Genomic DNA, 23,935 nt, shown 5'->3' with positions numbered 1-23,935 from the left:
GCGTCAGCCGTTCGACTTCCTGTTCGGCGAGCGCCTCGGTGATCCGCCCCGCATCGGCCAGCGTCGCCATCCGCGTGACCGATGCCGACAGCTCGCGGAAGTTGCCGGCCCACGCCGCGCGCGGCGAGGCGGCGAACGCGAGATAGCGCCGCTTCGCCTCGACGTTGAACCGTACCTGCTCGCCCTGCTCGCCGCCGAAACGGTCGAGTTCGAATTCGAGGGTCTGTTCGATGTCCTTACGGCCCGCGGCCAGCCCGGGCAGTTGGTATGTCCACAGGTTGCCCCGCTCTACGACGTGCCGGCGCAAGAACAACACCAAGGAGAACCTTCATGATCGGTTACACGTTCGGCTTCAGCAGCGTCCTGATCGTCTTCGTCGTCGTGCTCGTCGCGTCGTCGATACGTATCTTCCGCGAGTACGAGCGCGGTGTCGTGTTCATGCTCGGCCGCTTCTGGAAAGTGAAGGGGCCGGGGCTCGTGCTGATCATCCCGATCGTCCAGCAGGTCGTGCGGATCGACCTGCGCACCGTCGTGTTCGACGTGCCCGCGCAGGACGTGATCACGCGCGACAACGTGTCGGTGAAGGTCAATGCGGTCGTGTATTTCCGGGTGGTCGATCCCGAGAAGGCCGTGATCCAGGTCGCGCGCTTCTTCGAGGCGACGAGCCAGCTCGCGCAGACGACGCTGCGCGCGGTGCTCGGCAAACACGAGCTCGACGCGTTGCTCGCCGAGCGCGAGCAGCTGAACGCCGACATCCAGAAGACGCTCGACGCGCAGACTGATGCGTGGGGGATCAAGGTGTCGACGGTCGAAATCAAGCACGTCGACCTGAACGAGACGATGATCCGCGCGATCGCGCGGCAGGCCGAGGCCGAGCGCGAGCGGCGCGCGAAGGTGATCCATGCGGAAGGCGAACTGCAGGCGTCGGAGAAGCTGCTGCAGGCCGCGCAACGGCTCGCGCTGCAGCCGCAGGCGATGCAGCTGCGCTACCTGCAGACGCTGACGACGATCGCGGCGGACAAGAACTCGACGATCGTGTTTCCGCTGCCGATCGATCTGCTGGGGGCGTTGCTGGAGCGGTTGGGGGGGAAGCGGGAGGGGTAAGGCAGACACTCGGATCCGCACCGGATTCGCCGGACGAGGAACCACAGGAATCGAACCCGACCGGCGCCCGCCATCTGCCGAATGGTATGGAAGGTGGCCGCCCGCGATCCATTGGCGTATACAACGAGATCCGCATGCATGGCAGTACGGATCAACAATGGGCAAGACTCGGACAAGGAAGACGGTATCGGCGACGCCAACCAGGGCTTATGGCAAGGTGGCCCTCAGCGCCGAGGAAACACTGCATCGCTTGTGGCAACGCGGCCTGCGCATCGACGATCGCCCCGCGAATTTGCGCATGCTCCGGTCGATCGGCCATTTCCGGTTGCTGGTCTACATGCGCCGCTTTCAGAACCCCGCTACCAAACGGTTCTGGCCTCGAACCCGGTTCTCCGACATCGTTGAACTCTACGCATTCGATCGACGTCTGCGCTCGGTCACGATGGATGCGGTCGAGCGCGTCGAGGTTGCATTGCGCGCCGCACTCAGCAATCCCCTCGCAATCGACTACGGCAGCCACTGGTATGTCGAGAGGGACCGTTTCGTCGACCTGCGCCACTACGCGCGCGTCCTGGATCAGATCGCCCGGGAATGCGAAACCCGGAAAGGCTCGGCGCTGGCTCACTACTATCGAACCTATGCCAGTCCCGACCTGCCGCCAATCTGGCTGGTCTGCGAGCGGCTGAGCCTGGGCGCGTTGTCACGGATCTTCAGCGCGCTCTCGATGCGCGACCGCAAGGTCGCCGGGCGCCATGCATGGCCGGACATCCCTGATATGGTGCTCACCAGCTGGCTGCAATCGCTCACCGACCTACGCAATGCATGTGCGCATCATGCTCGGCTCTGGGGAACGAAGCTGACGGTATCGCCTCCCGCCAAGCCGGCCGGGCGAAGCCTCGTCCGCTATGCCCCGGAAATGACCCGGCCGGAGACGTTCTACGCCCGTGCGACGATGATGAAGGCCCTGCTCGACCCGCTCGGCCATGGCGGCGAATGGCGCGACACCTTGCGAGCGACGTTGACGGGGTGTGAGCACGTGGATCCGGCGACACATCTCGGCTTCACGCCCGATTGGCACTCGACGCCGGCGTGGCAGTGAGTTCAGGGCGGACACGACGGAACGCGCGACAAGATGCCCGTCACGCGCCGTCTTCGACGGCGATGCATTTTGACATCCCGTCGATACTTCGCTAGCATCGTCGATGAAAACGCTGGGGACGCCTCTCGACGATGCGCAACACTTCAGACGGCAAAAGGACGCGCAAGCGTCCTTTTTTTATTGCCGAATTTCTATCGGCCTTGCGCGCACTTCTAGTGCCGGATCAGCTCCTTTGCCGGATTCGTCGTCGCCCCGGTACCTGGCGACCATCCCGCGCGCGCCCTCGCGGACGGCCTCCTATCTAGAGCCCCTCCTCCATTTCCCCCTTCCATTAGGACAAATCCTCACTCCCCGGCACCCGGAACCGTCTATGATCATTACATCGCTCAATGACACATTAAATGCTGACTGAATAACCCGCGACGGTGACGCCGGCGGGCGCGTTCCGGATCAGCGCCCCAAACGGAGACGCGCCATGGCCGACCACCACCCGCTGCCGGAAGTCCACCTCGACGAGCTGCCGCAATTCCGCGCGGTCCAGCAGCTTGCCTACCGCTGCGTCGAAACCGTCGGCGCGATGCTCTACCCCGGCATCACCGAAAAGGAAGCCGCGCGCCTGCTGACCGAGTGGCTGCAGGACAACGGCGTGCACGACTGGCTGCACAAGCCGTTCGCGTGGTTCGGCGACCGCACCGCATTCGAAGGCTTCTCGGGCCTCAAGCACATGGGCGGCTTCAATCTCGCGTTCTTCCCGAGCAACCGGCAGCTCGAAACCGACATGCCGGTGATCCTCGACGTCGCGCCGGTGCTCGACGGCATCGTCGCCGACGTCGGCTACGCGCACTGCCTCGGCCACAACCCGATCCTCGAACAGCTGCAGGACGACCTGATGGACCATCGCGACATGATCGTGCGGCTCGTGAAGGAGCGCCGGTCGATGGCCGAAGTCGCGCAGGAGGTCGACGCGCTGTGCCGCCGCCAGGGCGTCGAGCCGCGCCACAAGGCTTATCCGTTCAAGGTGCTCGCGCACCGCGTCGCGAAGATCCACAAGCTGTCGAAGCCGCGCTTCGTCGCGCGCTTCGGGCTGAACGCGACGCGCAACCTGCTGCTCGACCAGGGCCGCGCGGCGAAACAGCAAGGCTGGTCGCCGCTGTGGTCGATCGACCGCCGCTCCGAGCATGCACCGGTGCCGGGCCTGTGGGCGGTCGAGCCGCATCTCGGTTTCTCTGGCGTCGGTGCGAAATTCGAAGAGCTGCTGGTCATCACCGAAGACGACGCGTACTGGCTCGACGACGACCTGCCGCACGTGCGTCGCTGGCAGCGCCGCCAGGCCGAGCGTACGCAGGCCGTCGCGACCGTGCCGGCCGCCGCCTGACGCGCACCCGCCCTTCCTCCCGACTCCCTGAACGACGGACTCACGATGCAGCCTCTTTCCGACGAAGCGCCGCTGGCCCTGTTCGAATCGGTTCATAGCGAAACGGCGGTCGCCTCCGGCGACCTGACGCTCGCGGTCAAGACCTGGGGCGACCCGGCTCGCTCGCCGGTCGTGCTCGTGCACGGCTATCCCGACGACAGCAGCGTCTGGCAGCACGTCGCGCCGCTGCTCGCGCGCAAGCACTTCGTGATCGCCTACGACGTGCGCGGCGCGGGCCTGTCCGGCGTGCCGAAGCGCACGGCCGACTACCACCTCGCGAAGCTGACCGACGACTTCGTCGCGGTGATCGACGCGCTCTGCCCCGGCCGCGCCGTGCACCTGATCGCGCACGACTGGGGTTCGATCCAGGGCTGGGAATTCGTCACCGATCCGCGCCTCGCCGGCCGCATCGCGTCGTACACGTCGTGCTCGGGGCCGTGCCTCGACCACGTCGGCTTCTGGCTGCGCGAACGCGTGCTGCGCCCGACGCCCGCGTCGCTCGCCAAGCTCGGCGGCCAGCTCGTGCGGTCGTGGTACGTGTACCTGTTCCACCTGCCGTTCATCCCCGAGCTCGGCTGGCGGCTGTGGCTCGGCCGCGCATGGCCGCGCCTGCTGCGCCGGCTCGAGAAGACGCCCGCCGCGCCGCGCCCGACCCAGGCCGACGACGGCGCGCGCGGCGTACGCCTTTACCGCGCGAACTTCATCCGCTGCCTGTTCGCGCCGCGCGAACGCTACGCGCATGCGCCGGTGCAGACGATCGTGCCGCTCGGCGACAAATACGTGAGCCCCGCGCTGTCCGAGAACCTGTCGCGCTGGGTGCCGCAGTACTACCGTCGCGAAGTCGCGGCCGGCCACTGGCTGCCGCTCGCCGATCCGGCGCGCTTCGCGGATCTCGCCGGGCAACTGATCGACGCGGTCGAAGCGGGCAACGAACCGCCCGCGCTCGCGAACGCGCGCCGCCGCGCAACGAGCGGCCGCTTCAGCGGCAAGGTCGCGGTGGTGACCGGCGCGGGCAGCGGCATCGGCCGCTGCGCGGCGCTCGCGTTCGCCCGCGAAGGCGCGACGATCGTCGCGTGCGACATCGATCTCGCGAGCGCCGAACGCACCGCGCTGCTGATCGGGTTAACCGGTGCCCAAGCCCATGCAAAACGCGTCGACGTCGGGTCCGCCGATGAGATGGAAGCGCTCGCGACGTGGGTCGGCAGCGAACTCGGCGGCGCGGACGTCGTGATCAACAACGCAGGCATCGGCATGGCCGGCGGCATCCTCGACACCAGCACGCGGCACTGGGAGCGCATCCTGCACGTGAACCTGTGGGGCGTGATCCACGGCTCGCGGCTGTTCGCGCAGCAGATGGCCGCGCGCGGCACCGGCGGGCACATCGTCAACACTGCGTCGGCCGCCGCGTTCGGGCCGTCGCGCGACCTGCCCGCGTATGCGACGACGAAGGCCGCCGTGCTGATGCTCAGCGAATGCATGCGCGCGGAACTCGCGGAACAAGGCATCGGCGTGACGGCCGTGTGCCCCGGCTTCGCGGAAACCGGAATCATGGCGTCGACGCAATACGCGGGCGCCAATGCACAGGACGAAGCGCGGCTGCGCAAGCGCGCGACGAAGCTGTACCAGATGCGCGGCCTGAAACCCGAAACTGTCGCGCAGGCGATGGTCGACGGCGTGCTGCGCAATCGCCCCGTCGTCGCGGTCGGCGGCGAGGCGCACGCGATGCGCTTCGTCGGCCGCTTCATGCCGTGGCTCGGCCGGATGATCGCCCGCGTCAGCATGGCATCGCATTGACGGCGCATGACGCCGCACAGGGAGACAAAGATGACCGATACCGCCGACTATCACAAGATCAAGGCCCGGCACGTGAAGTTCGACTTCAGCGACACGCCGATTACCTGGGTGCCGAACGACCCGGCCAGCACGCACATCATCAACACGCTGAACCTGCTGTTCCCGGAAGGCGAGCTGTGGTTCTGCCGCGTGTACAACAAGGCATTGCCGCTGATCACCGATGCGCGCCTGCGCGACGAGGCCGAAGGCTTCCTGCGCCAGGAAGCCGTGCATTCGCGCTCGCACGGCGGCGTGCTCAAGCACTACTACGACCGGCACGGGATCGACACGAAGCCGTTCACGCAGAAGCTCAATCGCCTGTTCACGCGTGTGCTCGGCGAACAGCCGCTCGGGCTGAAGATCGGCCACACGCGCTTCTGGCTGCGGCAGCAGCTCGCGGTGATCGCGTCGCTCGAGCATTTCTTCGGCTATCTCGGCAACTGGGTGCTCAACGCGCACGGGCTCGACGAAGGGAAAGCCGACCCGACGATGGTCGACCTGCTGCGCTGGCACGGCGCGGAGGAAGTCGAGCACCGCACGGTCGCGTTCGACATCTACCGGCACATGGGCGGCACCTATCCGGAGCGCTGCGTGCACATGGCGTTCGTGATCCTGCTGCTGCTCTACTACATCACGACGGGCGCGAAGTTCATGTACCGGCGCGACCCGGACGCCGGCCGCTACCCGGGTTTCGTGCTCGCGTGGTGGCATGGCTCGCGGCGCGGGCACCTGCCGTCGTTCTGGAAGGTGATCGGTGCCGCGCTGCGCTATTTCAAGCCGAGCTATACGCCGCACCACGAGGGCTCGACCGAACAGGCGCTCGCCTACCTCGCCCGTTCGCCGGCCGCGCAGGCGGCCGCGCACGGCGGCAACTGGGGCACGGCGAAGGGCGCCTGAGCGGGTTTCCTGCCGACTCGGCGGGCGGCGCCCGCCGAAATGCGTACAATCGCGGCTTCAATTTCCCGGAGGTGCCGCGATGGCCATGAAGAAAACCGATCTCGAAAAGAACAAGGCGCTCAAGCTGACGCACGCGATGAAGCAGTCAGGCTCCGCGCGTTTCGGCAAGGGTGCCGACGACGCAGCCAAGCTCGACCGCCGCGCGCAGCGCAAGCTCGACCAGGAACAGGGCCTCGTGCCGTTCGCGTGCAAGCTCAACGCCGAGCTCGTCGAACAGCTGAAGGCACGTGCAGCCACGCACCCGGAAGGGATGACGGGCCTGCTGTCCGAGCTGCTCGTGAACGGGCTCGCGCAACGCGACGCGTGACCGCCACGTATCTCGAAAATTCCGTTGACATTGCTGCGCCGGCGCGACACACTCGTTCGCATGCCTACGCTCAAGCCCGCCGCCATCGCGCATAAAAACCGAGTGAACGCCCATACGGGGCGATCACCGGGGGCGCTTGTGCGTTAGCATCGAGATTCAGCACTGCATGTCACAAGGCCTCGCCGGAAACGGATGAGGCCTTTTTGTTTTGGTGCGCGTCATCCCGCCCGGCTCAACGGATGGAGATAACGATGGACCAAGCAAGCCGGCTGGTTGTCTGCCCCGATCGGTGCCGCACCGATGCGATCGCATTGCCGCGGGTCGTGATGCAATTCACGGTCGCGCCGCGCAAAACGCTGACGTGGCGCGCGCAACACGACGCCGAGATCCGCGTGCACGACGCGACGCTGTGGGTCACGCGGCTGGGCAGCGTCGACGATTACTGGATACGCACCGGCGACGTGCTGCGTGTGCGGCGCGGCGATCGCATCTGGATGAGCACCGACGACGACCGGCCGGCCGAAGCATCGATCACGACCGCATACGCGATGAGACGCGGCGCGTGGCTCGCGCATGGGCTCGCACGAATACGCAGCTTGCTACGCGAGCGATGTCGAAGTCGATCCTGACGACAGCGCTGCTGCGCACTGCATCCGGGTGCGCGGCGGCGTCACGAAATTCCGCGCGCGTATGTCGATGCATCGCGCTCGCCTATCCCGAAAATTGTCGTTGACAACACCGCGCCACGCAGACAAACTCGTTCGCATGCCTACGTACACGCTAATCGCCGTCGCGATTCATTGCTCGATGAACCTTCGATCGAAGGGTTCACGGGAGGCGCTTGTGCGTTAGCAATCGAGCAGTACCGCATGTCACACAAGGCCTCACCGGAAACGGATGAGGCCTTTTTGTTCTGGTGCGCGTCATCCGTCCGGCTCACTGAATGGAGAAGACGATGGACCAGGCAAGCCCGCTGTTTGACCGTCCCGATCGGCGCCGCGCCGGCACGATCGCGTTACCGACTGTCGTGATCCGTTTCGCGATCGCGCCGCGCGCGACGCTGACGTGGCGTGCGCCGCAGGACGCGGAGCTCCGCGTGTATGGCGCGGCGCTGTGGGTCACGCGCCCGCCGAACGTCGACGATTGCTGGGTACAGCCCGGCGACGTGCTGCGCATCGCACGCGGCGAACGCATCTGGCTCGGCACCGATGCCGACCGGTCGGCGGAAGCGACGATCACGACCGCGTTCGTGCAGCGCGGTGAGCGCTTCAGGCGCACGTTCGCGCTGGTGCAACGTTTGCTCTTCGGGGCAGGGAGAAGGAGCGGATGAGCGACGCGCCGTCAGGCGCGTGAGACGCGGAGCGGCCGCGACCGGAAACGGACGCACCTGCGGCGTAACGCGCCGCAGGTGCGCATCGAATGACGCGGCACGCCGGTGCGTGCCGCGCGCGATCGCGCGCCGTGCGCAGCAACGGGATGCAACAGGTGCATCAGGTGCTGGCGGCGAGACGCGGGCCCGTGCTTCGGGGAGTGGACTCGAGGTCGGGGCGTTGCGCTGCCTGCGAGGTCACCCACGGATCGATGCCCTGCTTCTGCACCTCCTCGAGGAATGACACACGTGTGCGCCAGTAATCCGCTTGTAATTTCGCGTCGATGACGCGCTGTTCGGCAGCGAACAGTTCCATGCGCGCCGTCACGAGCATCGACGCAGCGGTTTTTTCCGGCGTGGGGGCGTGTCGCATCGCCCAACGGCTGATCCAGTTCAACATGCTGACCTCCGTGATTTACGGACGAACCCGCATCGGGCAATCGCAATCGGCCGTGCCTGCCCGAACGCGCAACGGCCTTGACCGCACTTCACCGCCCGGCCTGCACGGACTGCGACTCCCCCGCGTCGGCAATTACCGGCCGGCGTGTGCATGCGCGGTGTATCTATCCTAGAAAGACTTGCCGGTTTACGCGATGGGGTCTTGCAATCTTTTACACAGAAACCACAGTCGCCCCCGCTTCGCGAAATGACAGTTGCGGGCGGGACGGCTTCGGCGCACGATAGCCCGATATCTGCCACCGCCTGGACTGACGAATGGCCGCTGCACGCCGCTGCCGGGCATCCGCACCGGCCGCGCACGTGCGTTTGCGCGCACGCGCCGCCCGCCACGCATTCGTGCAGCATGCGGGCACTCCGTTTCAGTCGGATGTCATCCCGCACCTGCCACGCGCAATCCGCCGCGCGTGCCGTGTTGCATGCCGTTGCGCACGCACCGGCCGGCCTCCTTCACGCGCCCCGCTCCCGTTTCCGCCATTTCTTCCGGTTCGCTCCGTCCGAACCGGTAAAATGCGCGCCTTCGCCGCGCGGCCGGGCTGCCAGACCGTTCGCGCGCAGGCAGCCGATCGATCGCGCGGTCGTGCCCTCCAACTATATCGTCCGAGCTATCCGCGCTATTACAATCCGCCGATAGCCGGGCAATAGTGGCTGGTTACAGTAAGCCGGCCGCGCGCTGCCTTTACAACAATTCGGCACAACAAGCAACACGACAACCCGACCGGAGAAACGCCTTCATGGAATCCATCAAGCGGTATTTCGGCTTCGCTGAAGCCGGCACCGACTTCCGCACCGAAATACTCGCGGGCGTCACCACATTCCTGACGATGGCCTACATCATCTTCGTCAACCCCGCGATCCTCGGCGACGCCGGCATGCCGAAGGAATCCGTGTTCGTCGCGACCTGCCTCGTCGCGGCACTGGCGTCGCTCATCATGGGGCTGTACGCGAACTACCCGATCGCGTGCGCACCCGGCATGGGCCTGAACGCGTATTTCGCGTACACGGTCGTCAAGGGAATGGGCTTCCCGTGGCAGGCTGCGCTCGGCGCGGTGTTCATCTCCGGCTGCCTGTTCCTGCTCGTCACGCTGTTCCGTGTGCGCGAGGCGATCGTCAACGGCATTCCGAAATCGCTGCGGATCTCCATCACCGCGGGTATCGGCCTGTTCCTCGGCATCATCTCGCTGAAGACGTCGGGCGTGATCGTCGGCAACCCGGCCACGCTCGTCACGCTGGGCGACCTGCACAAGCACGACACGATCCTCGCGATCATCGGCTTCTTCACGATCGTCACGCTCGACCACCTGCGCGTGCGCGGCGCGATCCTGATCGGCATCATCGGCGTCACGATCCTGTCGTTCTTCTTCGGCGACAACCAGTTCCACGGTGTGTTCTCCGCGCCGCCGTCGATCGACGCAACGCTGTTCAAGCTCGACATCCGCGCCGCACTGTCGACCGGCATCATCAACGTGATCCTCGTGTTCTTCCTCGTCGAGCTGTTCGACGCGACCGGCACGCTGATGGGCGTCGCGAACCGTGCGGGCCTGCTCGTCGAAGGCAAGATGAACCGCCTGAACAAGGCGCTGCTCGCCGACAGCACGGCGATCGTCGCGGGCTCGGTGCTCGGCACGTCGTCGACCACCGCGTATATCGAAAGCGCGTCGGGCGTGCAGGCCGGCGGCCGCACGGGCGTGACGGCGATCACCGTCGCGGTGCTGTTCCTCGCCTGCCTGTTCATCGCGCCGCTCGCCGGCGTCGTGCCGGCGTACGCCACGGCACCGGCACTGCTGTACGTGTCGTGCCTGATGCTGCGCGAGATGGTCGACGTACCGTGGGACGACGCAACGGAAGCCGTGCCGGCCGCGCTGACCGCGCTGCTGATGCCGTTCACGTACTCGATCGCGAACGGTGTTGCGTTCGGCTTCATCGCATACGCCGGCCTCAAGCTGCTGACGGGCCAGGCCCGCACGGTCAAGCCGATCGTGTGGATCATCGCCGCCGTGTTCCTGTTCCGCTTCTTCTATCTCGGCAGCGAGTGACGACGGCGCTTCGGCGCGATGCAGGATGCACGATGAAAAAACGCCACCTTCGGGTGGCGTTTTTCGTTGTGCATGCCATGACTGCCGTACCGCCTTGTCCGCGCTGATTACGGTGTCGCGACGCCCTTGAGTTCGTCGTCGTACAGCCGCTGCGCCAGCGTCGGATCGACCATCTTGACGCGGCGATACAACTGCATCGCGTCATCGACCCGCCCGGTGCGGCGATAAGCGACCGCCAGGTTCGCCATGACTTGCGCGTCATCGGGATACGCGCGGTTCATTTCCTCGAAGATCCCGACCGCCGCATCGGGCCGCTTGCCGCGAATCGCCGCGATGCCCATCGCCTCCCGCGCCAACCGGTTCGACGGATCGATCTTCAATGCACGCGCAGCCGCGGCCGACGCTTCGTCGGGCTGGCCGATCACGTTCAGTTCGCCCGCGAGCACCACCCACCCTGCCGCCAGCGAGTCGTCCAGCGCAACCGCGCGCCGGAACGATGCAACGGCCTGCGCATGCTGGCCCAGCTGCGCCAGCGTCACGCCGTGCATCCGCCATGCCCTCACGTCGCCGTCGTTCAGTTTGATGGCCCGGTCGAGCGCGCTCAACGCATCGACATAGTTCGACTGTGTCATGTACAGCGCACCGAGCCGCAACCAGTATTCGGCATTGTCCGGCGCCGCTTCAACCGCACTGTGCATCGCACTGGACGCATTGCCGGACTGGCCTTGCAGCGCATACGCCTGGGTGAGCGCGCCCTGAATGCGCGCGGTCGCGGCGGGATCGCCCGCCTTCTGCACCTTCAGCGCGTGCTGGTAACTGGCGATCGCGTCCGCGAGGTGGCCGAGGTCGTATTGCGCGCGGCCGAGCGCGTACCAAAGCCGCGCATCGTCGGGAAACGCCTTCAACCCGTCGTTCAGCACGCCGATGGTGGCCTGGGCGTCCGGCTGCGTCGAGGCCAGCAGCGTCCACGCATCGGCCTGGCGCGACCCGGACAGCGCATGTACGCCCCGTTCGAACAACGGTCGCGCATCGGCCTTGTCGCCACGCCGCAAATACGCGATGCCGAGATTCATCGGCAGCATCGCGTCCGACGGATCGGCACGCATGCCGGCATTGAACGCGTCGAGCGCGCGATCCATCTGCCCCAGCTCGGCATACGTGTTGCCGAGCGAGGCCCAGCCGAATGCGTATGACGGATCGTTTTCGACCGACCGGCGATAGGCGGCCAGGCTGAGCGCGCCGCGATCGGGCAGCCGGCTCGTGCGATAGGCATTGCCGAGGTTGTTCCATGCCCACGCGCTGTGCGGACGCGCGACCGTCCATGCAAGGTCATGGCGAATCAACCCGTCGACGTCGTTCGCGACCGCGTACGCGCGCGCCTGGCTCATCCATGCGGTCGCTTCGAGCGGCAGGTCGACGGCCGGCATCCGCGCCGCCACGGTCGCAATCCACTCGACCGGCAGCACCATATAGAGCGACGCGGCATTGTCCGCGCGGGTGCCCACCATGCCGATCAGATTGCCCTGCTCGTCGTAGACGCCGGCCCCTGGTTCGGGCAGGTGCGGCGCCGCCGGATTCGGCGACGCGAGCACACCGGAATGTATGCCGTCGTCCGCCGCCCAGGCATGGCAGCACGCGCGCAGCGCAACGGGATCGCGACGGCCGAATCGCGCGCCCGCCAGATAGGCGGTCGTGGCCGATTCCGGACTTCGCGCCGTCAACGGCACGGCAGCGACGTCGAGATCCGTCGCTTCGACGATGCAGATGTCCCGATCCTGGTTGCCCGCGACGAGACGCGCGGGATGACGGCGGCCATCGGCCGATGCGATGTCGAATGCCGGCCGGCCTGCGAGCCGATGACACGGCGTCGCAACGCGGCCCGGCGCCACGACGATGCCGCCCGTCGTGATGTCGCCCGCGACGACGTCGACCTCACCTGGCGCGAGCTGACCGATCGCGTCGTCATCCGATCGAACCGCCCCATCGGCCATCGTCATGCCGGCTGCGAGCAACCATGCGCCTGCCAGCAGGTGGCGCGCCTTCCCCCATCCCGAACGAGTATCCACGTGCGGTGCCCTCTTTTTATTGTGTTGGTATTCGAATGATTTTCTCTGCGATCCTGACGAATCGAGATGCCGGTTCGCGTCGGCACACTAGCAGCCGCCCCGGTGCAGCAGCAATCCGGTGCGGCCCGCATACGAAAATGCCGCCCGGCCCCGCCGAACGGCATTGCGTGAAAGGCAACGTCTTCGTGTGCGCCGCGTTTAGCGACGCGCGACGCAAGACGAGCGTCGTGTCATCCGCGCCAGTTGGCCTCGTAGAAGCGTACGTAGCCGCTGCGCAGCGTCACGCATTGCGCGCGCGTCTCCGACAGCAGGCGCCGTGCAGCCGCCTCGATACGGTCGCGGTGCTGGTCGAATGCGCCGACCATGTCCTCGAAACGCGGCGACGCCGCGCCGAAGTGATCTTCCAGCGCCTCGGCGGTGATCTGACACTGGACGCGCTCGCCATTGACCAACGCCGTGAACGCAAGCATCAGGTCGCGCCCCGAATACTCGGGTTTCTCGTTCGTGAAATGGATCTGCATGGGAGCCGCCTCGACCGGTAGAAAACGAATGACCGCGTCCGTCGTCCGCTACCGGCCGGACGAAATGTACGCGGGCTCGCCGACGGAGGCACGGCCCGCGGGGATAGGCGCGGACAATGCATGCCGGTTGTTTTCCACTTTAGACGGTTTCGCGCAGGAGACAAATTTTCCGGCATGCGTCGTTCCGACGCGCATTTCCTCAGATCAGCGCGGCATCCGGCACCGTTTCGGAAACCGGCGTCAGTGAGGATCGGTCGGCCAGACGTTGAGCGCAATGGCAGCGGTCGTGGCGCCCAGCGCAATCGCAGCCGCCCCGTATCGCACCGCATCGGTCAGATCGAACAGCAGCCCGTGGATCGCCACGGCGATGCCGCCCAGCATGATGAAGGTGGCGATGGCCGCCAGCACGACTCTCAGTTCCGTCCGAACCATGATGCCTCTCCCGAACGGATGCATGTCGCGTCGCATGCATGTTGCAATGCGGAACACGGCGCGTGCGTGCTCCATTTCCATCATTGCAGGCGGCCGTTTAAAAGCAAGGGGATTTTGTTCGCGGTCGCGCATCGTACGCGGCGCTTGTATGATGATGCGTACCCGGATGGTTGCCGTTCGCACACCGATGGTGCGCCGCACGCGGAGGCGGGAATCTGTGGAGGATTTCGGCGAGGGTGCGTGCGCCGAATCGGCCAATTTTGAAGAGCATGGGGCCTGGGTGAGCGTTGAAGTGCCAACTGGGGTCGACCGCGAAGTATGGGGCATCAGTAAGGGCTAAAGCGCTAACTGCGGCCGACCGCGAAGCATGGGACCTGAGTAAGCGCTAAAGCGCTAACTGGGACCGACCGCGAAGCATGGGGTCCCAGTAAGCGCTAAAGCGCTAACTGGGACCGACAGGAGACAAGTCATGCCGCAACCCTTCGTGCTGCCCGCCACCGCGGGTCGCACCGACCTGCTCGCGCAGGCGCATGCGCGTTCGACCGCGGTCGGCCTGCGCGCGCACGAACGCCCCGATTTCTCGCCGCTGTCGCGCATCGCGCTGCGCGAACTGCTCGACACGAATCACGCGCTGTTCTCGCACGCACGCCCGGTGATGGAAAACCTCCACGCGCAAATCGCCGACACGCAAAGCCTCGTGCTGCTGACCGACGCCGACGGCGTGATCCTGCACAGCATCGGCGACGCGGACTTCATCGAGAAAGCCAACCGCGTCGCGCTGTGTACCGGCGTCTCGTGGGCGGAAGGCGCGCGCGGCACCAACGCGATCGGCACCGCACTCGCATCGGGTCAGGCCGTCGCTGTGCACGGCGACGAACACTTCCTGCACGCCAACCATATCCTCACCTGCTCGTGCGCGCCGATCTTCGATCCGTTCGGCCGCACGCTCGGCACACTCGACGTCAGCGGCGATCCGCGCGGCTCGAGCCCGCATACGCTCGCGCTCGTGCGGATGTCCGCGCAACTGATCGAGAACCACCTGTTCGCGAACCAGTGCGCGGAAGCCTTGCGGCTGCGCTTTCATGCGCACGAGGAATGCGTCGATTCGCTGTTCGCCGGGCTCGTCGCATTCGGGCCCGACGGCGGGCTGCTCGCCGCGAACCGCAGCGCACAATTCCAGCTCGGCGCGTCGTTCGACGCACTGCAACATCAGGCCAGCGACGCGCTGTTCGGCATGCGCTTCGGCCAGCTCGCGCAGCAGGCGGCACGCGCCCCCGGCGCGCTGTTCCGCCTCACGCTGTCGACCGGCGTACGCGTGCTGGCGCGCTGCGAATACGCGGACGCGCACAAGACCACCGTCGCCGTCACGCCGCCCGCACCTGCCGCACGCGTGCGCACGCCGGACCCCGACGCGATCACGTTCGCGACGCTCGACACCGGCGACGCGCGCATGGCCGCCGTGCTCGAACGCGTCGCGAAGATCCGCGGGCGCGACCTGCCGCTGCTGATCCTCGGCCAGACCGGCACGGGCAAGGAATGGCTCGCCCGCGCACTGCACCAGGCATCGCCGCGCGCGGACGGCCCGTTCGTCGCAGTCAACTGCGCGGCGCTGCCGGATTCGCTGATCGAGGCCGAGCTGTTCGGCTACGAGGACGGCGCGTTCACGGGCGCGCGCAAGCGCGGCAGCCCCGGCAAGATCGTGCAGGCCGACGGCGGCACGCTGTTTCTCGACGAAATCGGCGACATGCCGCTCGCACAGCAGGTCAGGCTGATGCGCGTACTGCAGGAACGCGCGGTGATGCCGCTCGGCGGCGCGCGTGCCGTGCCGGTCGACGTGCGGGTGGTCTGCGCGACCCATCGCGACCTGCGCGCGATGATCGCGGAGGGTACGTTCCGCGAAGACCTGTTCTACCGGATCAACGGGCTCGCGGTCACGCTGCCGGCGCTTGCCGCCCGCACCGACCTGCCCGCGCTCGTCGAGCGAATTCTCGCGCGGCTCGCGCGCAGCGAACCGATGCCGCGCCGCATCGCGGCCGACGTGCTCGACGCGTTCACGCGCCACCGCTGGCCCGGCAACCTGCGCCAGATGACCAACGTGCTGCGCACGGCCGGCATGCTGGCCGAAGACGAAGCGGAAATCACGCTCGCCCATTTGCCCGACGATTTCTGGCTCGACTGCGAGGACGCATCGGCGGCGCCGGCCGCACCTGCCACCGCAACGCCGCCCGCATCGGCCCGCGCGCGCGAAGGAGCGACGCTGCAAAGCCATCAGGCCGCGGTGATCGATGCCGCGCTTGCGCGGCATGGCGGCAACGTGTCGGCGGCCGCGCGCGAGCTCGGTCTCGCCCGCAATACCGTGTACCGGCACCTGCGCCGCCATTGACGCCAGCGGCCGGCCGGCGCCGGCCGCGAGCCCGTTCGGGTATGCTTGGCGCGTTGCCGCCGAACCGCCGCCCGCCGCTGCCTCCGCCATGACCGATCCGGAACACCCTCCCCTCGTGCGCATCGAGCCGCTCGGCGCGACGTTCGATGCGCCCGATTCGCTGACGCTGCTCGAAGCCGCCGCGTTCGCGCGCGTGTCGCTGCCGCGTTCGTGCCGCAACGGCACGTGCCGAAGCTGCCTTTGCCGGATCGTCAGCGGCAGCGTACGCTACACCATCGAATGGCCGGGGCTGAGCCGCGAGGAAAAAGCCGACGGCTATACGCTGCCGTGCGTGGCCGTCGCGACGTCGGACCTCGTACTCGACGTGCCCGACGCGGTCATGCTCGACTAGACGCGGCGCGCGCTCGCGCGTGCCGTCCTGCCAAGGTTGATCCTGTGTGGAGAACGTCATGACCCAGCAAACCGATCGCATCGAAAAGCAGGCGCTGCTCAACGCATCGCCCGACCGCGTGTGGGAAGCCGTCAGCAATTCCGGCGAATTCGGCCAGTGGTTCGGCGTCACGTTCGACGGGCCGTTCGCGGCCGGCCAGCCGCTGTTCGGCCGCATCACGCCGACACGCGTCGACGATGATGTCGCCAAGGCACAAGAGCCCTATGCCGGCACGGTGTTCGAAATCGTCGTCGATCGCGTCGAGCCGAAGCACCTGTTCTCGTTTCGCTGGCATCCGTTCGCGATCGATCCGAATTTCGATTACACGTCCGAGCCAATGACGCTCGTCACGTTCGCGCTCGCCGCACAGGGCGGCGGCACGCTGCTCACCGTCACCGAAACGGGCTTCGATCAGTTGATCGAAACGCGCCGCGCGAAGGCGCGCGAAATGAACGATCACGGCTGGGCCGCACAGATGACGCTGATCACGAAATACCTGGCGAAGCATGCATAGCGCGCCGCCACGCCGCACGTCCGTGCCGACATGCGCATCGACGTGCGTGGCATAATCCGCTCCATCGTCGTCCAAACGTCGCCGCGCATCGCATGCTGAGTCGTCGCCTCCGGAAGATCGGCAGTCTGATCGGGATGCTCGCCATCCTGATGACGGCGCTCGCGCCGACGATCTCGCAGGCACTGACGACGCAACAGCGCGTCGATACGCTGCTGGCCGGCTACTGCACGGCCGCGCCGGCCACCGGCGAGCGCTCCGCCGATGCGTCGCAGAAAAGCCTGCAGGCCCACCTCCAGGCATGCGGCTATTGCAGCCTCCTTGCTCATACACCCGCACTGCCCGCGCCCGAACTGACGTTCGCGGCCAACGTGCACGTCATTCAGCACCGCGAAGCGACCCGCTTCGAAAGCCTGCGCCGCGCGCTGCCGCTCACGGCCGCGCAACCGCGCGCCCCTCCGGTCCCGTCCTGATTCGTCGTCAACGCCCGTGATGCCGTCGCGCATCACGTGGCTCGCGCACGCCGCCGGCGTGCGTGACGTGTCACGTTTCGAAGGACGATCATGTCTCACCGTGTTGCGCGCGGCGCCGTGCCGTGCGTGCGGCTGGCCGCTTCCGGTCCGGCGTGTCGCGCCGACATTCGCCCGCGGGCGAACGTCGAGCCGCGCATGTTCGCGCCGGCATCGGCCGCCATCGGTGCTGCCGAGATGGTGCGTGTGCATCCGTCCGTCGAATCCGTGTTGCTCAATCCGATTCGCCACTCGCACACTCGACCATGAAAACCACCCCTTTCGTTCGCGGCGCACTCGCCGCACTCGGCTTCGTCGCCATCCAGGCCGCCCAGGCCCACGCGCTCCCGAAAACCCAGGAACCGGCCGCCAACGCCACACTGTCGACCGCGCCGCACGCGGTCACGATCGGGTTCAGCGAAGCGCTCGAGCCCGCTTTCAGCTCGATCGCCGTCACCGACAGCCACGGGCAGTCGGTCGTCGACGGGAAATCGTCCGTCGATGCCGGCAACCGGAAGCGCATGCAGGTCGCGCTGACCAGCCTGACGGCCGGCACGTATACGGTCGCGTGGATCGCGGTGGCCAGTGACGGCCATCGCACGCAAGGCCACTACGCGTTCACGCTGAAATGAGGCTCGCGATACGCATCGGCGTGCCGCGCCGGTCGCGTCGCTGCCCCTACCCGCTGCATCCGCTGCATCCATCCATAAGGAGAACCAACCATGAAACGCTCGATTCCGACCGCCCTGCTGTTCGCACTGCTGGCACTGCAAGCCCCCGCCACGTTCGCCGCGCCGGCCGTGCAGGCAGAAAACTGCTGGATCCGCGCGATGCCGGCGACCGTGCCGTCGTCCGGCTACTTCACGCTGAAGAACGACGGCGACGCCCCCGTCACGCTGACGGGCCTCGACACGCCTGCGTACGGGATGGCGATGTTGCATGAGACGCAGACGAACGGCAGCACCGCGAAGATGGTTCACGTCGACACCGTCGAAGTCCCCGCGCACGGCACGGTGTCCTTCAAGCCGAAGAGCTATCACGTGATGCTGGAGCAACCGCGCCAGGCCGTCGCGCCCGGCGCGAAGGTGCCGTTCCGGCTGCATTTCGCGGACGGCTCGACGGTGTCCGTGACCTGCGACGCGAAGGCGCCGACCTACGCCGGCCAGTAACACCCATCGCCCCCGATCGAAGGAGACGCACATGAAACACCGCCTGCCGCTGGCCGACCTGATCGTCCGCTACCGGACGCCGCTGAACGTCGCCGTGATGATCGTCTGCGGGATGTGGGCCGGGTGGATCGCGTGGATGACGCGGCCCGCCGCGATCGATACGCCACCGTCGATCCCTGCGTACTGCATGCGCGACGCAAGCTGACACGCTGCGACGGCACGGTTCCGGCGGAAGCCCGCGTCAATTATTGGCGTGGCATCATCGTTTCATCCCGACCGCCGGAACCGCCTCTCGGAGCGCCGCATGTCCCTTCAGACCTGGATGCTGTTCGCCGCAGCCTATCTCGCCACGACGCTGTCGCCGGGGCCGAACGTGCTGCTCGTCATCCGCAACACGGTGCGCTACGGCACGCATGGCACGGCCGCGACGATCGCGGGCAACCTCGTCGCGCAAGGCGTGGTCGTGCTGCTCGTCGCGCTCGGCGTCGGCGCGGTGCTGGCCGCGATGCCGCCGCTGTTCGTCGCGATGAAGGTGGTCGGCGCCGCGTACCTGATGTTCCTGGGGATCCGGCAACTGCGCGGCGACCGCAAGGCCGCCGCTTCGACCGGCGCGGCGGCGATCGCCGTGCCCGACCGCAGGAAACTGTTCCGTGAAGCGCTGTTCGTCTCGGGCAGCAATCCGAAGACGATGATCTTCCTGTCGGCGTTCATGCCGCAGTTCATCGTGCACGACCGCCCGCTCGCGCTGCAGTTCGTCGTGATGTACGCGACGATCGCGTGCACCGTCGTGGTCGTTCACAGCGTCTATTCGGCCGGCGTGCGCCGGTTCCATCGCGGCTTCGGCATGAGCCGCGCGGTGCGTGCGCTCAAGCGCGCCAGCGGGCTGCTGTTCGTCGGGCTCGGGATCAAGCTGCTGACTGCGCGGCAGGCGTAAGGCGGCGCGCTCCCGTCAGCGTGCGTGCGCGGCCAGCTCGGCCGCGATCTCGCCGAACGACGGTCGCGCCTCGACGTCTTCGTCCAGGCAGGCTACCGCGAGCGCATCGAGCGCCTTCCTGCCGGCCCACGTGCCCGGCTCGCATCGCGCGAGCAACTCGCCGAGCAGATGGCCGAACGCCCGCACCTCGAGCCGTTCGAACCCGGTGCCGCGCGTGCGATCGTTCGCATCATAGAGCGACGCTGCGCCGAAATCCCCGAGCAGCGCGCCGCCTTCGCCGTCGTGCAGGATGTTGTGCGCGTACAGGTCGCCATGCATGATGCCGCGTGCGTGCAGATGGCCCGCCACCGACGCGATGCCGTGCGCGATCCGCATCGCTGCCGCCGGCTCGAAACTCGCGTCGGCCGCATACACGTCGCGCGTGCAGGACGCGAAGCTCGGCGGCCCGGCGAGGTTCGTGAGCGCGGGATCGACCCGTTCCATCACGAGGCCGTGCGTGCCGTCGGGATGCCCGCTCACCTTGCCGATCACCGGGATCATGTTCGGGTGGCGGCCGGCGTGCAGGCACGCGGCCATTTCGCAATCGGGCAGGCCGTCGCTCGTCACCGTGCCCTTGAACAGCTTGACCGCGACCGTCCGTGGCGGATGCCCGTCCGCGCGCCACTGCGCACGGTAAATGACGCCCGACGCGCCCTCGCCCAGCTTCTGCTCGCATGCCAGCGACGCCCAGTCGACGTCCGCGACCTCGGACCCGGCCGACGCCGCGGCTTCCGGTGCGGCGCCGAACGGGTTGCCTGCGGTGGCGAGCCACGCGAGGCGCGGCAGGCGCAGCAGCCAGTCGGGCAACTCGTCCAGCCGGTTCGCCGACAGCCGCACCAGTTCGAGCGCGCGGCATGCGGCCATTTCCACCGGCAACGCACGCAACCGGTTGCCCGCGAGCATCAGCTTCTGCAGACGCGAGCAATCGCCGATGTCGGCGGGCAGTTCGTCGATTGCGTTGTCGGTGAGGATCAGCCAGCGCAGCGCGCGCGGCAGCGATCCGCGCGGCACGGTTTGAATCCGGTTCGCCTTGAAACCGATCATGTCGAGCTGCTCGCACGCGCCCAGCACGCCGGGGAACGCGGTGAAGCGGTTACCGGACGCGAACAGGATGCGCAGGCGGTGCAGCCGCGGCAGGTCGTCCGGCAGCGCGGACAGCGCATTGCCGGTCAAATCGAGCACTTCGAGCGTATCGGCAAGATCGAAGATCGCGCGCGGGAATTCCGTCAACCCGCACGCGAGCTTGAGTTGCCGTGCGCCGGCGAGTTGCCCGGCCTGCAGTTGTTCGAGGGTGTCTGTCACGCGAAGAAACGGGTTGCGGTTGCGACGATCGTCGGGTCGATCGCCCGAATTCTACCGGGATCGCCTGCACGCATCCGACGATGCGTGTCACACCCCCTTCACAAACGCGTAACGTCGCGCTAGAATTGCGCCCCTTGCAGTGCCGACGTGGTGAAATTGGTAGACACGCTATCTTGAGGGGGTAGTGGCGAAAGCTGTGCGAGTTCGAGTCTCGCCGTCGGCACCAAATGATGCGCTCCAGCCCGTCAAGTACGGGCCGGCAACGCGCCATCCCTTCCGCAGTGTTCTGCTGCACGCTCCCGTTCGCTGGATTCGCAATAGGTTTCGCCGGACTTGCTCCAGCGCGAAACAGACGCAGTCGCGACCTCGCTTCCAGCCGTATCCGTTCTCGACTACCTCGGTTGCACGAAACACCGCGTGGCAGGCGAGAAAGTCGTGCGCCGCGAGCACCTGCCTTCGCTAACGTCTCTCCCGCCCCCAACGCGATCGCATCGGTCTTCACGCGCACGCCGCCCCGCTCGCACGTCGCGCCTACTGCATGTATTGCTCGTTACCCATCAGCCCGATCTTCGTCGCCCCCACGCGCTGCGCGGACGCCAGCACGGCGGCGACGTCGCGATACGGTGCCTGCCGGTCCGGCCGGAGCCGGATCTCGGCCTGCACCGGTTCGGCCGCGACCTGCGCGAGCTTCGCTTCGAGCGCCGCGCGATCGGGCAGGCGCGCGCCGTTCCACGACGCCGCACCGTCGGCGGCCACGTCGATCTGCACGATCTCCGGCTTCGCGGCCGGCGGCGCGTCGCCCACCGGCAGATTCATCTTGACCGCATGCATCTGGATCGGAATGGTGATGATCAACATGATCAGCAGGACCAGCATCACGTCGATCAGCGGCGTCGTGTTGATGTCCACCATCACGTCCGGCTCGGTGCCCGACGAAACGTTCATGCCCATGACTGTCTCCTAGCTGCCGCGCGCGGGCGGCTCCGTGATGAACGACACCTTCTCGATGCCCGCCCGTTCGCACGCCACGATCACGCGCCCGACGAATTCATAACGCGTGCTTTCGTCGCCGCGCACATGCACGTCCGGCTGCGGCGATTGCCCCGCCACGCCCTTCAGCCGCGTGAGCAACGTCGGCGCATCGACCGGCACCGCATTCCAGAAGAACGCGCCGCGCCGATCGACCGCGATTTCGATACTCGCGGGCTTGCTCTGCAACGGCTGCACGGTCTCCTTCGGCAGGTCCACCGGAATCGTGTGCGTCACCACCGGAATCGTGATCAGAAAAATGATGAGCAATACCAACATCACGTCGACGAGCGGCGTCGTGTTGATCTGTGCGATGACCTCGTCGTCATCGTCCTGACGGACACTGATGCCCATGGCCGACCCCGCTCAGTCGACCAGCGCCGGCACGCGCGCACCGTCGCGCTCGGGCCGTTTGCCGCTGGCCAGCACCACGACGTGAAGCTGCGCGCCGAATGCGCGTACCCGCTCCATCACTGCCTTGTTACGACGCACCAGGAAGTTGTAGCCGAGCACCGCGGGTACGGCCACCGCCAGACCGATCGCCGTCATGATGAGCGCCTCCCCCACCGGCCCCGCGACCTTGTCGATCGACGCCTGGCCCGCGACGCCGATCGCGGTCAGCGCATGGTAGATGCCCCACACCGTGCCGAACAGGCCCACGAACGGCGCGGTCGACCCCACCGTGCCGAGAAACGCGAGACCATCCTGCAGGCGGTTCGACACATTGGTCACTGCCCGCTCGACCGACGTGTCGATCCACGTATTGCGATCGACAGCTTCGAGCAGCACCTCGTCGTGATGCTCGCCGGCCTCGATCGCCGTCTCGGCAATGAAGCGGAACGGCGACGCCGGGTCGAGCTGCTGCACGCCCTCCGCGAGTGACGGCGCGGCCCAGAGCTGCGCGTCCGCCCGTTTCGCGCGTCGGTTCGCGCGATACTGCTCGAAGAACTTGGTCACCATGATGTACCAGCTCCCCATCGACATCACGACCAGCAGGATCAGCACGAAACGCGCGACGAAGTCGCCGCCGCGCCACAACGCATCGAGTCCGTAGGGATTGGTGACGGCGTTCGCCGCGGCAGGCGCCGCCTGCGGCGCGGCACCGGCGACGGCCGGCGCTGCCGGCGCGACGGCGACCGCGCTCGCGACCGGTGCGGCCACCGTGCTCGTCTCGGCTCGCGCGTCCTGCGGCGCGACGAGGACCCCTGCCGTACCGCCGGCAATCATCATGCTGGCCGCGAAAGCGGCGATAAGTTGCTTCGTCATGTCTGCTCCATTGATCGATCTGATTAGGCATCCGGCATCCTGGCTGCCGGTTTTCTGGCGGCGCACCGCTCAGTTCAGGTTGAACGAGAACGGCACCTGCACGCGCACCGCCTGCCCCTGCGAAATACAACTGAATCGCCTCACCGCCGCGAGCGCGGCCCGATCGAGGATCGGGTCGGCGGACTGCGCGACGCGCTCGCCCGACACGCGGCCATCGGCATCGACGACGAACTCCACCAGCACGTTGCCGACGATGTTGTTTTCCAGCGCTTCACGCGGATAGCGCAGCGACGCGCGCACCTGATCCGAATTCGGGCATACGACGCCCACTTCGTGGCTCGGCGCAGCCGGTGCGACAGGCGCCGCCGGTGCCGGCGCGGAGACCACGGGTGCGGTCGTGTGCGCGAGCGTCGCCTGCGACGGCGCCTGAACCGGCACCTCCGGCGGCGGCACGAACATCCGCGCCGGCGGCGCAACCTTCGACGGCAGCGCCTTCACGATCGGCTTCGGCGGTGGCGGAGGGGGCGGCGGCGGTTTGACCGGCTCGATGATTCGCACGTCGACCGGATGCTGGACGATCTCCGTCACGCGATTGGCGAGACCGTTCAGCAGCGCGTAGATCAGCACCGCATGCAGCAGCAGGACGGCCGCGATACCGCCGTAGCGGCGCACGGGATGGCGGCTGGTCTGCCGGAACGGGCGCGGTTGGCCGGCAAGCCTGCGGGCCGGGGCGGAATGCGCAAACATGGAAGCTCCTCGAATCGTCCGC

26 protein-coding genes, 1 tRNA gene and 1 pseudogene are annotated in these 23,935 nt (G+C 67.2%); 18 read left to right on the top strand and 10 right to left on the bottom strand.

Annotation, left to right across the window (positions count from 1 at the left end):
* Window positions 1-280 (bottom strand): annotated as a pseudogene (locus G3N61_RS21190) (sigma 54-dependent transcriptional regulator); the annotation flags it as partial.
* 50 nt (window positions 281-330) lie between these two features.
* On the opposite strand from G3N61_RS21190, the gene G3N61_RS21185 reads away from it, so the two are divergent.
* From G3N61_RS21185 to G3N61_RS21150, 8 genes are all read left to right on the top strand, one after another.
* Complete coding sequence (locus G3N61_RS21185; RefSeq protein ID WP_043180191.1) at window positions 331-1,104, top strand: slipin family protein; 774 nt, start codon at window positions 331-333, stop codon at window positions 1,102-1,104.
* A 157-nt stretch (window positions 1,105-1,261) separates the two neighbouring features.
* On the top strand, window positions 1,262-2,203 hold the full coding sequence (locus tag G3N61_RS21180; RefSeq protein ID WP_205823508.1) for an Abi family protein: 942 nt from the start codon (window positions 1,262-1,264) through the stop codon (window positions 2,201-2,203).
* Window positions 2,204-2,678: 475 nt separating this feature from the next.
* Window positions 2,679-3,578: a M24 family metallopeptidase gene (locus G3N61_RS21175; RefSeq protein ID WP_175021317.1), complete on the top strand. Its 900-nt coding sequence runs from the start codon at window positions 2,679-2,681 to the stop codon at window positions 3,576-3,578.
* 45 nt (window positions 3,579-3,623) lie between these two features.
* A complete protein-coding gene (locus tag G3N61_RS21170; RefSeq protein ID WP_205823507.1) occupies window positions 3,624-5,411 on the top strand; it encodes an SDR family oxidoreductase in 1,788 nt (595 codons plus the stop codon).
* Between the two features lie 30 nt (window positions 5,412-5,441).
* Window positions 5,442-6,347, top strand: a complete 906-nt coding sequence (locus G3N61_RS21165) for a metal-dependent hydrolase (RefSeq protein WP_043180201.1) — start codon at window positions 5,442-5,444, stop codon at window positions 6,345-6,347.
* 79 nt (window positions 6,348-6,426) lie between these two features.
* Window positions 6,427-6,714 carry a hypothetical protein gene (locus G3N61_RS21160; protein WP_043180204.1) on the top strand — a complete coding sequence of 96 codons (288 nt, stop codon included), beginning with the start codon at window positions 6,427-6,429 and terminating at the stop codon, window positions 6,712-6,714.
* Between the two features lie 251 nt (window positions 6,715-6,965).
* Window positions 6,966-7,343, top strand: a complete 378-nt coding sequence (locus tag G3N61_RS21155) for a DUF2917 domain-containing protein (protein WP_205823506.1) — start codon at window positions 6,966-6,968, stop codon at window positions 7,341-7,343.
* A gap of 326 nt (window positions 7,344-7,669) precedes the next feature.
* Window positions 7,670-8,044: a DUF2917 domain-containing protein gene (locus tag G3N61_RS21150; protein ID WP_043180209.1), complete on the top strand. Its 375-nt coding sequence runs from the start codon at window positions 7,670-7,672 to the stop codon at window positions 8,042-8,044.
* Between the two features lie 160 nt (window positions 8,045-8,204).
* Here the strand turns inward: G3N61_RS21150 and G3N61_RS21145 are convergent, their stop codons facing one another.
* A complete protein-coding gene (locus G3N61_RS21145) occupies window positions 8,205-8,483 on the bottom strand; it encodes a hypothetical protein (protein WP_011354312.1) in 279 nt (92 codons plus the stop codon).
* 790 nt (window positions 8,484-9,273) lie between these two features.
* On the opposite strand from G3N61_RS21145, the gene G3N61_RS21140 reads away from it, so the two are divergent.
* Complete coding sequence (locus G3N61_RS21140; RefSeq protein ID WP_043180211.1) at window positions 9,274-10,575, top strand: NCS2 family permease; 1,302 nt, start codon at window positions 9,274-9,276, stop codon at window positions 10,573-10,575.
* 107 nt (window positions 10,576-10,682) lie between these two features.
* On the opposite strand, the gene G3N61_RS21135 is transcribed toward G3N61_RS21140, so the two are convergent.
* The 3 genes from G3N61_RS21135 to G3N61_RS21125 form a co-directional block, all read right to left on the bottom strand.
* Window positions 10,683-12,641 carry a serine protease gene (locus G3N61_RS21135; protein WP_205823505.1) on the bottom strand — a complete coding sequence of 653 codons (1,959 nt, stop codon included), beginning with the start codon at window positions 12,639-12,641 and terminating at the stop codon, window positions 10,683-10,685.
* A gap of 230 nt (window positions 12,642-12,871) precedes the next feature.
* Window positions 12,872-13,162 (bottom strand): DUF1488 domain-containing protein, encoded by a 291-nt coding sequence (locus G3N61_RS21130; RefSeq protein WP_039366385.1) that lies wholly within the window; start codon window positions 13,160-13,162, stop codon window positions 12,872-12,874.
* Between the two features lie 240 nt (window positions 13,163-13,402).
* Entirely contained in the window at window positions 13,403-13,678 is a 276-nt protein-coding gene (locus tag G3N61_RS21125; protein ID WP_342352389.1) for a DUF2964 family protein, read from the bottom strand.
* A gap of 385 nt (window positions 13,679-14,063) precedes the next feature.
* Here G3N61_RS21125 and G3N61_RS21120 point away from each other — a divergent pair, with 385 nt between their 5' ends.
* From G3N61_RS21120 to G3N61_RS21085, 8 genes are all read left to right on the top strand, one after another.
* A complete protein-coding gene (locus G3N61_RS21120) occupies window positions 14,064-15,977 on the top strand; it encodes a sigma-54-dependent Fis family transcriptional regulator (protein WP_089452112.1) in 1,914 nt (637 codons plus the stop codon).
* A gap of 88 nt (window positions 15,978-16,065) precedes the next feature.
* On the top strand, window positions 16,066-16,368 hold the full coding sequence (locus G3N61_RS21115; RefSeq protein ID WP_031398745.1) for a 2Fe-2S iron-sulfur cluster-binding protein: 303 nt from the start codon (window positions 16,066-16,068) through the stop codon (window positions 16,366-16,368).
* A gap of 58 nt (window positions 16,369-16,426) precedes the next feature.
* Window positions 16,427-16,921, top strand: a complete 495-nt coding sequence (locus G3N61_RS21110) for an SRPBCC family protein (protein WP_205823504.1) — start codon at window positions 16,427-16,429, stop codon at window positions 16,919-16,921.
* 92 nt (window positions 16,922-17,013) lie between these two features.
* Complete coding sequence (locus G3N61_RS21105) at window positions 17,014-17,391, top strand: DUF2946 domain-containing protein (protein WP_089452111.1); 378 nt, start codon at window positions 17,014-17,016, stop codon at window positions 17,389-17,391.
* Between the two features lie 302 nt (window positions 17,392-17,693).
* Window positions 17,694-18,059: a copper homeostasis periplasmic binding protein CopC gene (gene copC, locus G3N61_RS21100; protein WP_043180233.1), complete on the top strand. Its 366-nt coding sequence runs from the start codon at window positions 17,694-17,696 to the stop codon at window positions 18,057-18,059.
* Window positions 18,060-18,149: 90 nt separating this feature from the next.
* Window positions 18,150-18,596 (top strand): copper chaperone PCu(A)C, encoded by a 447-nt coding sequence (locus tag G3N61_RS21095; protein WP_089452109.1) that lies wholly within the window; start codon window positions 18,150-18,152, stop codon window positions 18,594-18,596.
* 31 nt (window positions 18,597-18,627) lie between these two features.
* Window positions 18,628-18,801, top strand: a complete 174-nt coding sequence (locus G3N61_RS21090) for a hypothetical protein (RefSeq protein ID WP_175021305.1) — start codon at window positions 18,628-18,630, stop codon at window positions 18,799-18,801.
* Between the two features lie 99 nt (window positions 18,802-18,900).
* A complete protein-coding gene (locus tag G3N61_RS21085; protein WP_089452108.1) occupies window positions 18,901-19,530 on the top strand; it encodes a LysE family translocator in 630 nt (209 codons plus the stop codon).
* 15 nt (window positions 19,531-19,545) lie between these two features.
* Here G3N61_RS21085 and G3N61_RS21080 read toward each other — a convergent pair whose 3' ends face one another.
* Window positions 19,546-20,871, bottom strand: a complete 1,326-nt coding sequence (locus G3N61_RS21080; protein ID WP_089452447.1) for a leucine-rich repeat-containing protein kinase family protein — start codon at window positions 20,869-20,871, stop codon at window positions 19,546-19,548.
* Window positions 20,872-21,012: 141 nt separating this feature from the next.
* On the opposite strand from G3N61_RS21080, the gene G3N61_RS21075 reads away from it, so the two are divergent.
* Window positions 21,013-21,097: transfer RNA gene (locus G3N61_RS21075), tRNA-Leu, on the top strand.
* A gap of 305 nt (window positions 21,098-21,402) precedes the next feature.
* Here the strand turns inward: G3N61_RS21075 and G3N61_RS21070 are convergent.
* The 4 genes from G3N61_RS21070 to G3N61_RS21055 all read right to left on the bottom strand — a co-directional run bounded on the left by G3N61_RS21070 (window position 21,403) and on the right by G3N61_RS21055 (window position 23,913).
* Window positions 21,403-21,822, bottom strand: coding sequence for a biopolymer transporter ExbD (locus G3N61_RS21070; RefSeq protein WP_043180240.1), 420 nt, complete (start codon window positions 21,820-21,822; stop codon window positions 21,403-21,405).
* A 9-nt stretch (window positions 21,823-21,831) separates the two neighbouring features.
* A complete protein-coding gene (locus tag G3N61_RS21065) occupies window positions 21,832-22,254 on the bottom strand; it encodes a biopolymer transporter ExbD (RefSeq protein WP_043180242.1) in 423 nt (140 codons plus the stop codon).
* 12 nt (window positions 22,255-22,266) lie between these two features.
* Window positions 22,267-23,166 carry a MotA/TolQ/ExbB proton channel family protein gene (locus tag G3N61_RS21060; protein WP_205823503.1) on the bottom strand — a complete coding sequence of 300 codons (900 nt, stop codon included), beginning with the start codon at window positions 23,164-23,166 and terminating at the stop codon, window positions 22,267-22,269.
* A gap of 69 nt (window positions 23,167-23,235) precedes the next feature.
* Window positions 23,236-23,913 (bottom strand): energy transducer TonB, encoded by a 678-nt coding sequence (locus G3N61_RS21055; protein WP_205823502.1) that lies wholly within the window; start codon window positions 23,911-23,913, stop codon window positions 23,236-23,238.
* Window positions 23,914-23,935: the final 22 nt, after the last annotated feature.

It is taken from the genome of Burkholderia sp. Ac-20349, assembly GCF_017104865.1.
In the GTDB taxonomy this organism is placed as follows: domain Bacteria; phylum Pseudomonadota; class Gammaproteobacteria; order Burkholderiales; family Burkholderiaceae; genus Burkholderia; species Burkholderia aenigmatica.
This window is presented reverse-complemented; position numbering and strand designations above follow the sequence as displayed.

Excerpts from the sequence above, each read along its gene's own strand:
- G3N61_RS21115 (WP_031398745.1), top strand. The coding sequence starts at position 16,066 with ATGACCGATCCGGAACACCCTCCCCTCGTGCGCATCGAGCCGCTCGGC.
- G3N61_RS21130 (WP_039366385.1), bottom strand. The coding sequence starts at position 13,162 with ATGCAGATCCATTTCACGAACGAGAAACCCGAGTATTCGGGGCGCGAC.
- G3N61_RS21170 (WP_205823507.1), top strand. The coding sequence starts at position 3,624 with ATGCAGCCTCTTTCCGACGAAGCGCCGCTGGCCCTGTTCGAATCGGTT.
- G3N61_RS21105 (WP_089452111.1), top strand. The coding sequence starts at position 17,014 with ATGCTGAGTCGTCGCCTCCGGAAGATCGGCAGTCTGATCGGGATGCTC.
- G3N61_RS21070 (WP_043180240.1), bottom strand. The coding sequence starts at position 21,822 with ATGGGCATGAACGTTTCGTCGGGCACCGAGCCGGACGTGATGGTGGAC.
- G3N61_RS21110 (WP_205823504.1), top strand. The coding sequence starts at position 16,427 with ATGACCCAGCAAACCGATCGCATCGAAAAGCAGGCGCTGCTCAACGCA.
- G3N61_RS21160 (WP_043180204.1), top strand. The coding sequence starts at position 6,427 with ATGGCCATGAAGAAAACCGATCTCGAAAAGAACAAGGCGCTCAAGCTG.
- G3N61_RS21125 (WP_342352389.1), bottom strand. The coding sequence starts at position 13,678 with ATGATGGAAATGGAGCACGCACGCGCCGTGTTCCGCATTGCAACATGC.
- G3N61_RS21180 (WP_205823508.1), top strand. The coding sequence starts at position 1,262 with ATGGGCAAGACTCGGACAAGGAAGACGGTATCGGCGACGCCAACCAGG.
- G3N61_RS21155 (WP_205823506.1), top strand. The coding sequence starts at position 6,966 with ATGGACCAAGCAAGCCGGCTGGTTGTCTGCCCCGATCGGTGCCGCACC.
- G3N61_RS21090 (WP_175021305.1), top strand. The coding sequence starts at position 18,628 with ATGAAACACCGCCTGCCGCTGGCCGACCTGATCGTCCGCTACCGGACG.
- G3N61_RS21065 (WP_043180242.1), bottom strand. The coding sequence starts at position 22,254 with ATGGGCATCAGTGTCCGTCAGGACGATGACGACGAGGTCATCGCACAG.
- copC (WP_043180233.1), top strand. The coding sequence starts at position 17,694 with ATGAAAACCACCCCTTTCGTTCGCGGCGCACTCGCCGCACTCGGCTTC.
- G3N61_RS21145 (WP_011354312.1), bottom strand. The coding sequence starts at position 8,483 with ATGTTGAACTGGATCAGCCGTTGGGCGATGCGACACGCCCCCACGCCG.
- G3N61_RS21060 (WP_205823503.1), bottom strand. The coding sequence starts at position 23,166 with ATGACGAAGCAACTTATCGCCGCTTTCGCGGCCAGCATGATGATTGCC.
- G3N61_RS21120 (WP_089452112.1), top strand. The coding sequence starts at position 14,064 with ATGCCGCAACCCTTCGTGCTGCCCGCCACCGCGGGTCGCACCGACCTG.
- G3N61_RS21175 (WP_175021317.1), top strand. The coding sequence starts at position 2,679 with ATGGCCGACCACCACCCGCTGCCGGAAGTCCACCTCGACGAGCTGCCG.
- G3N61_RS21095 (WP_089452109.1), top strand. The coding sequence starts at position 18,150 with ATGAAACGCTCGATTCCGACCGCCCTGCTGTTCGCACTGCTGGCACTG.
- G3N61_RS21055 (WP_205823502.1), bottom strand. The coding sequence starts at position 23,913 with ATGTTTGCGCATTCCGCCCCGGCCCGCAGGCTTGCCGGCCAACCGCGC.
- G3N61_RS21185 (WP_043180191.1), top strand. The coding sequence starts at position 331 with ATGATCGGTTACACGTTCGGCTTCAGCAGCGTCCTGATCGTCTTCGTC.
- G3N61_RS21165 (WP_043180201.1), top strand. The coding sequence starts at position 5,442 with ATGACCGATACCGCCGACTATCACAAGATCAAGGCCCGGCACGTGAAG.
- G3N61_RS21150 (WP_043180209.1), top strand. The coding sequence starts at position 7,670 with ATGGACCAGGCAAGCCCGCTGTTTGACCGTCCCGATCGGCGCCGCGCC.
- G3N61_RS21085 (WP_089452108.1), top strand. The coding sequence starts at position 18,901 with ATGTCCCTTCAGACCTGGATGCTGTTCGCCGCAGCCTATCTCGCCACG.
- G3N61_RS21140 (WP_043180211.1), top strand. The coding sequence starts at position 9,274 with ATGGAATCCATCAAGCGGTATTTCGGCTTCGCTGAAGCCGGCACCGAC.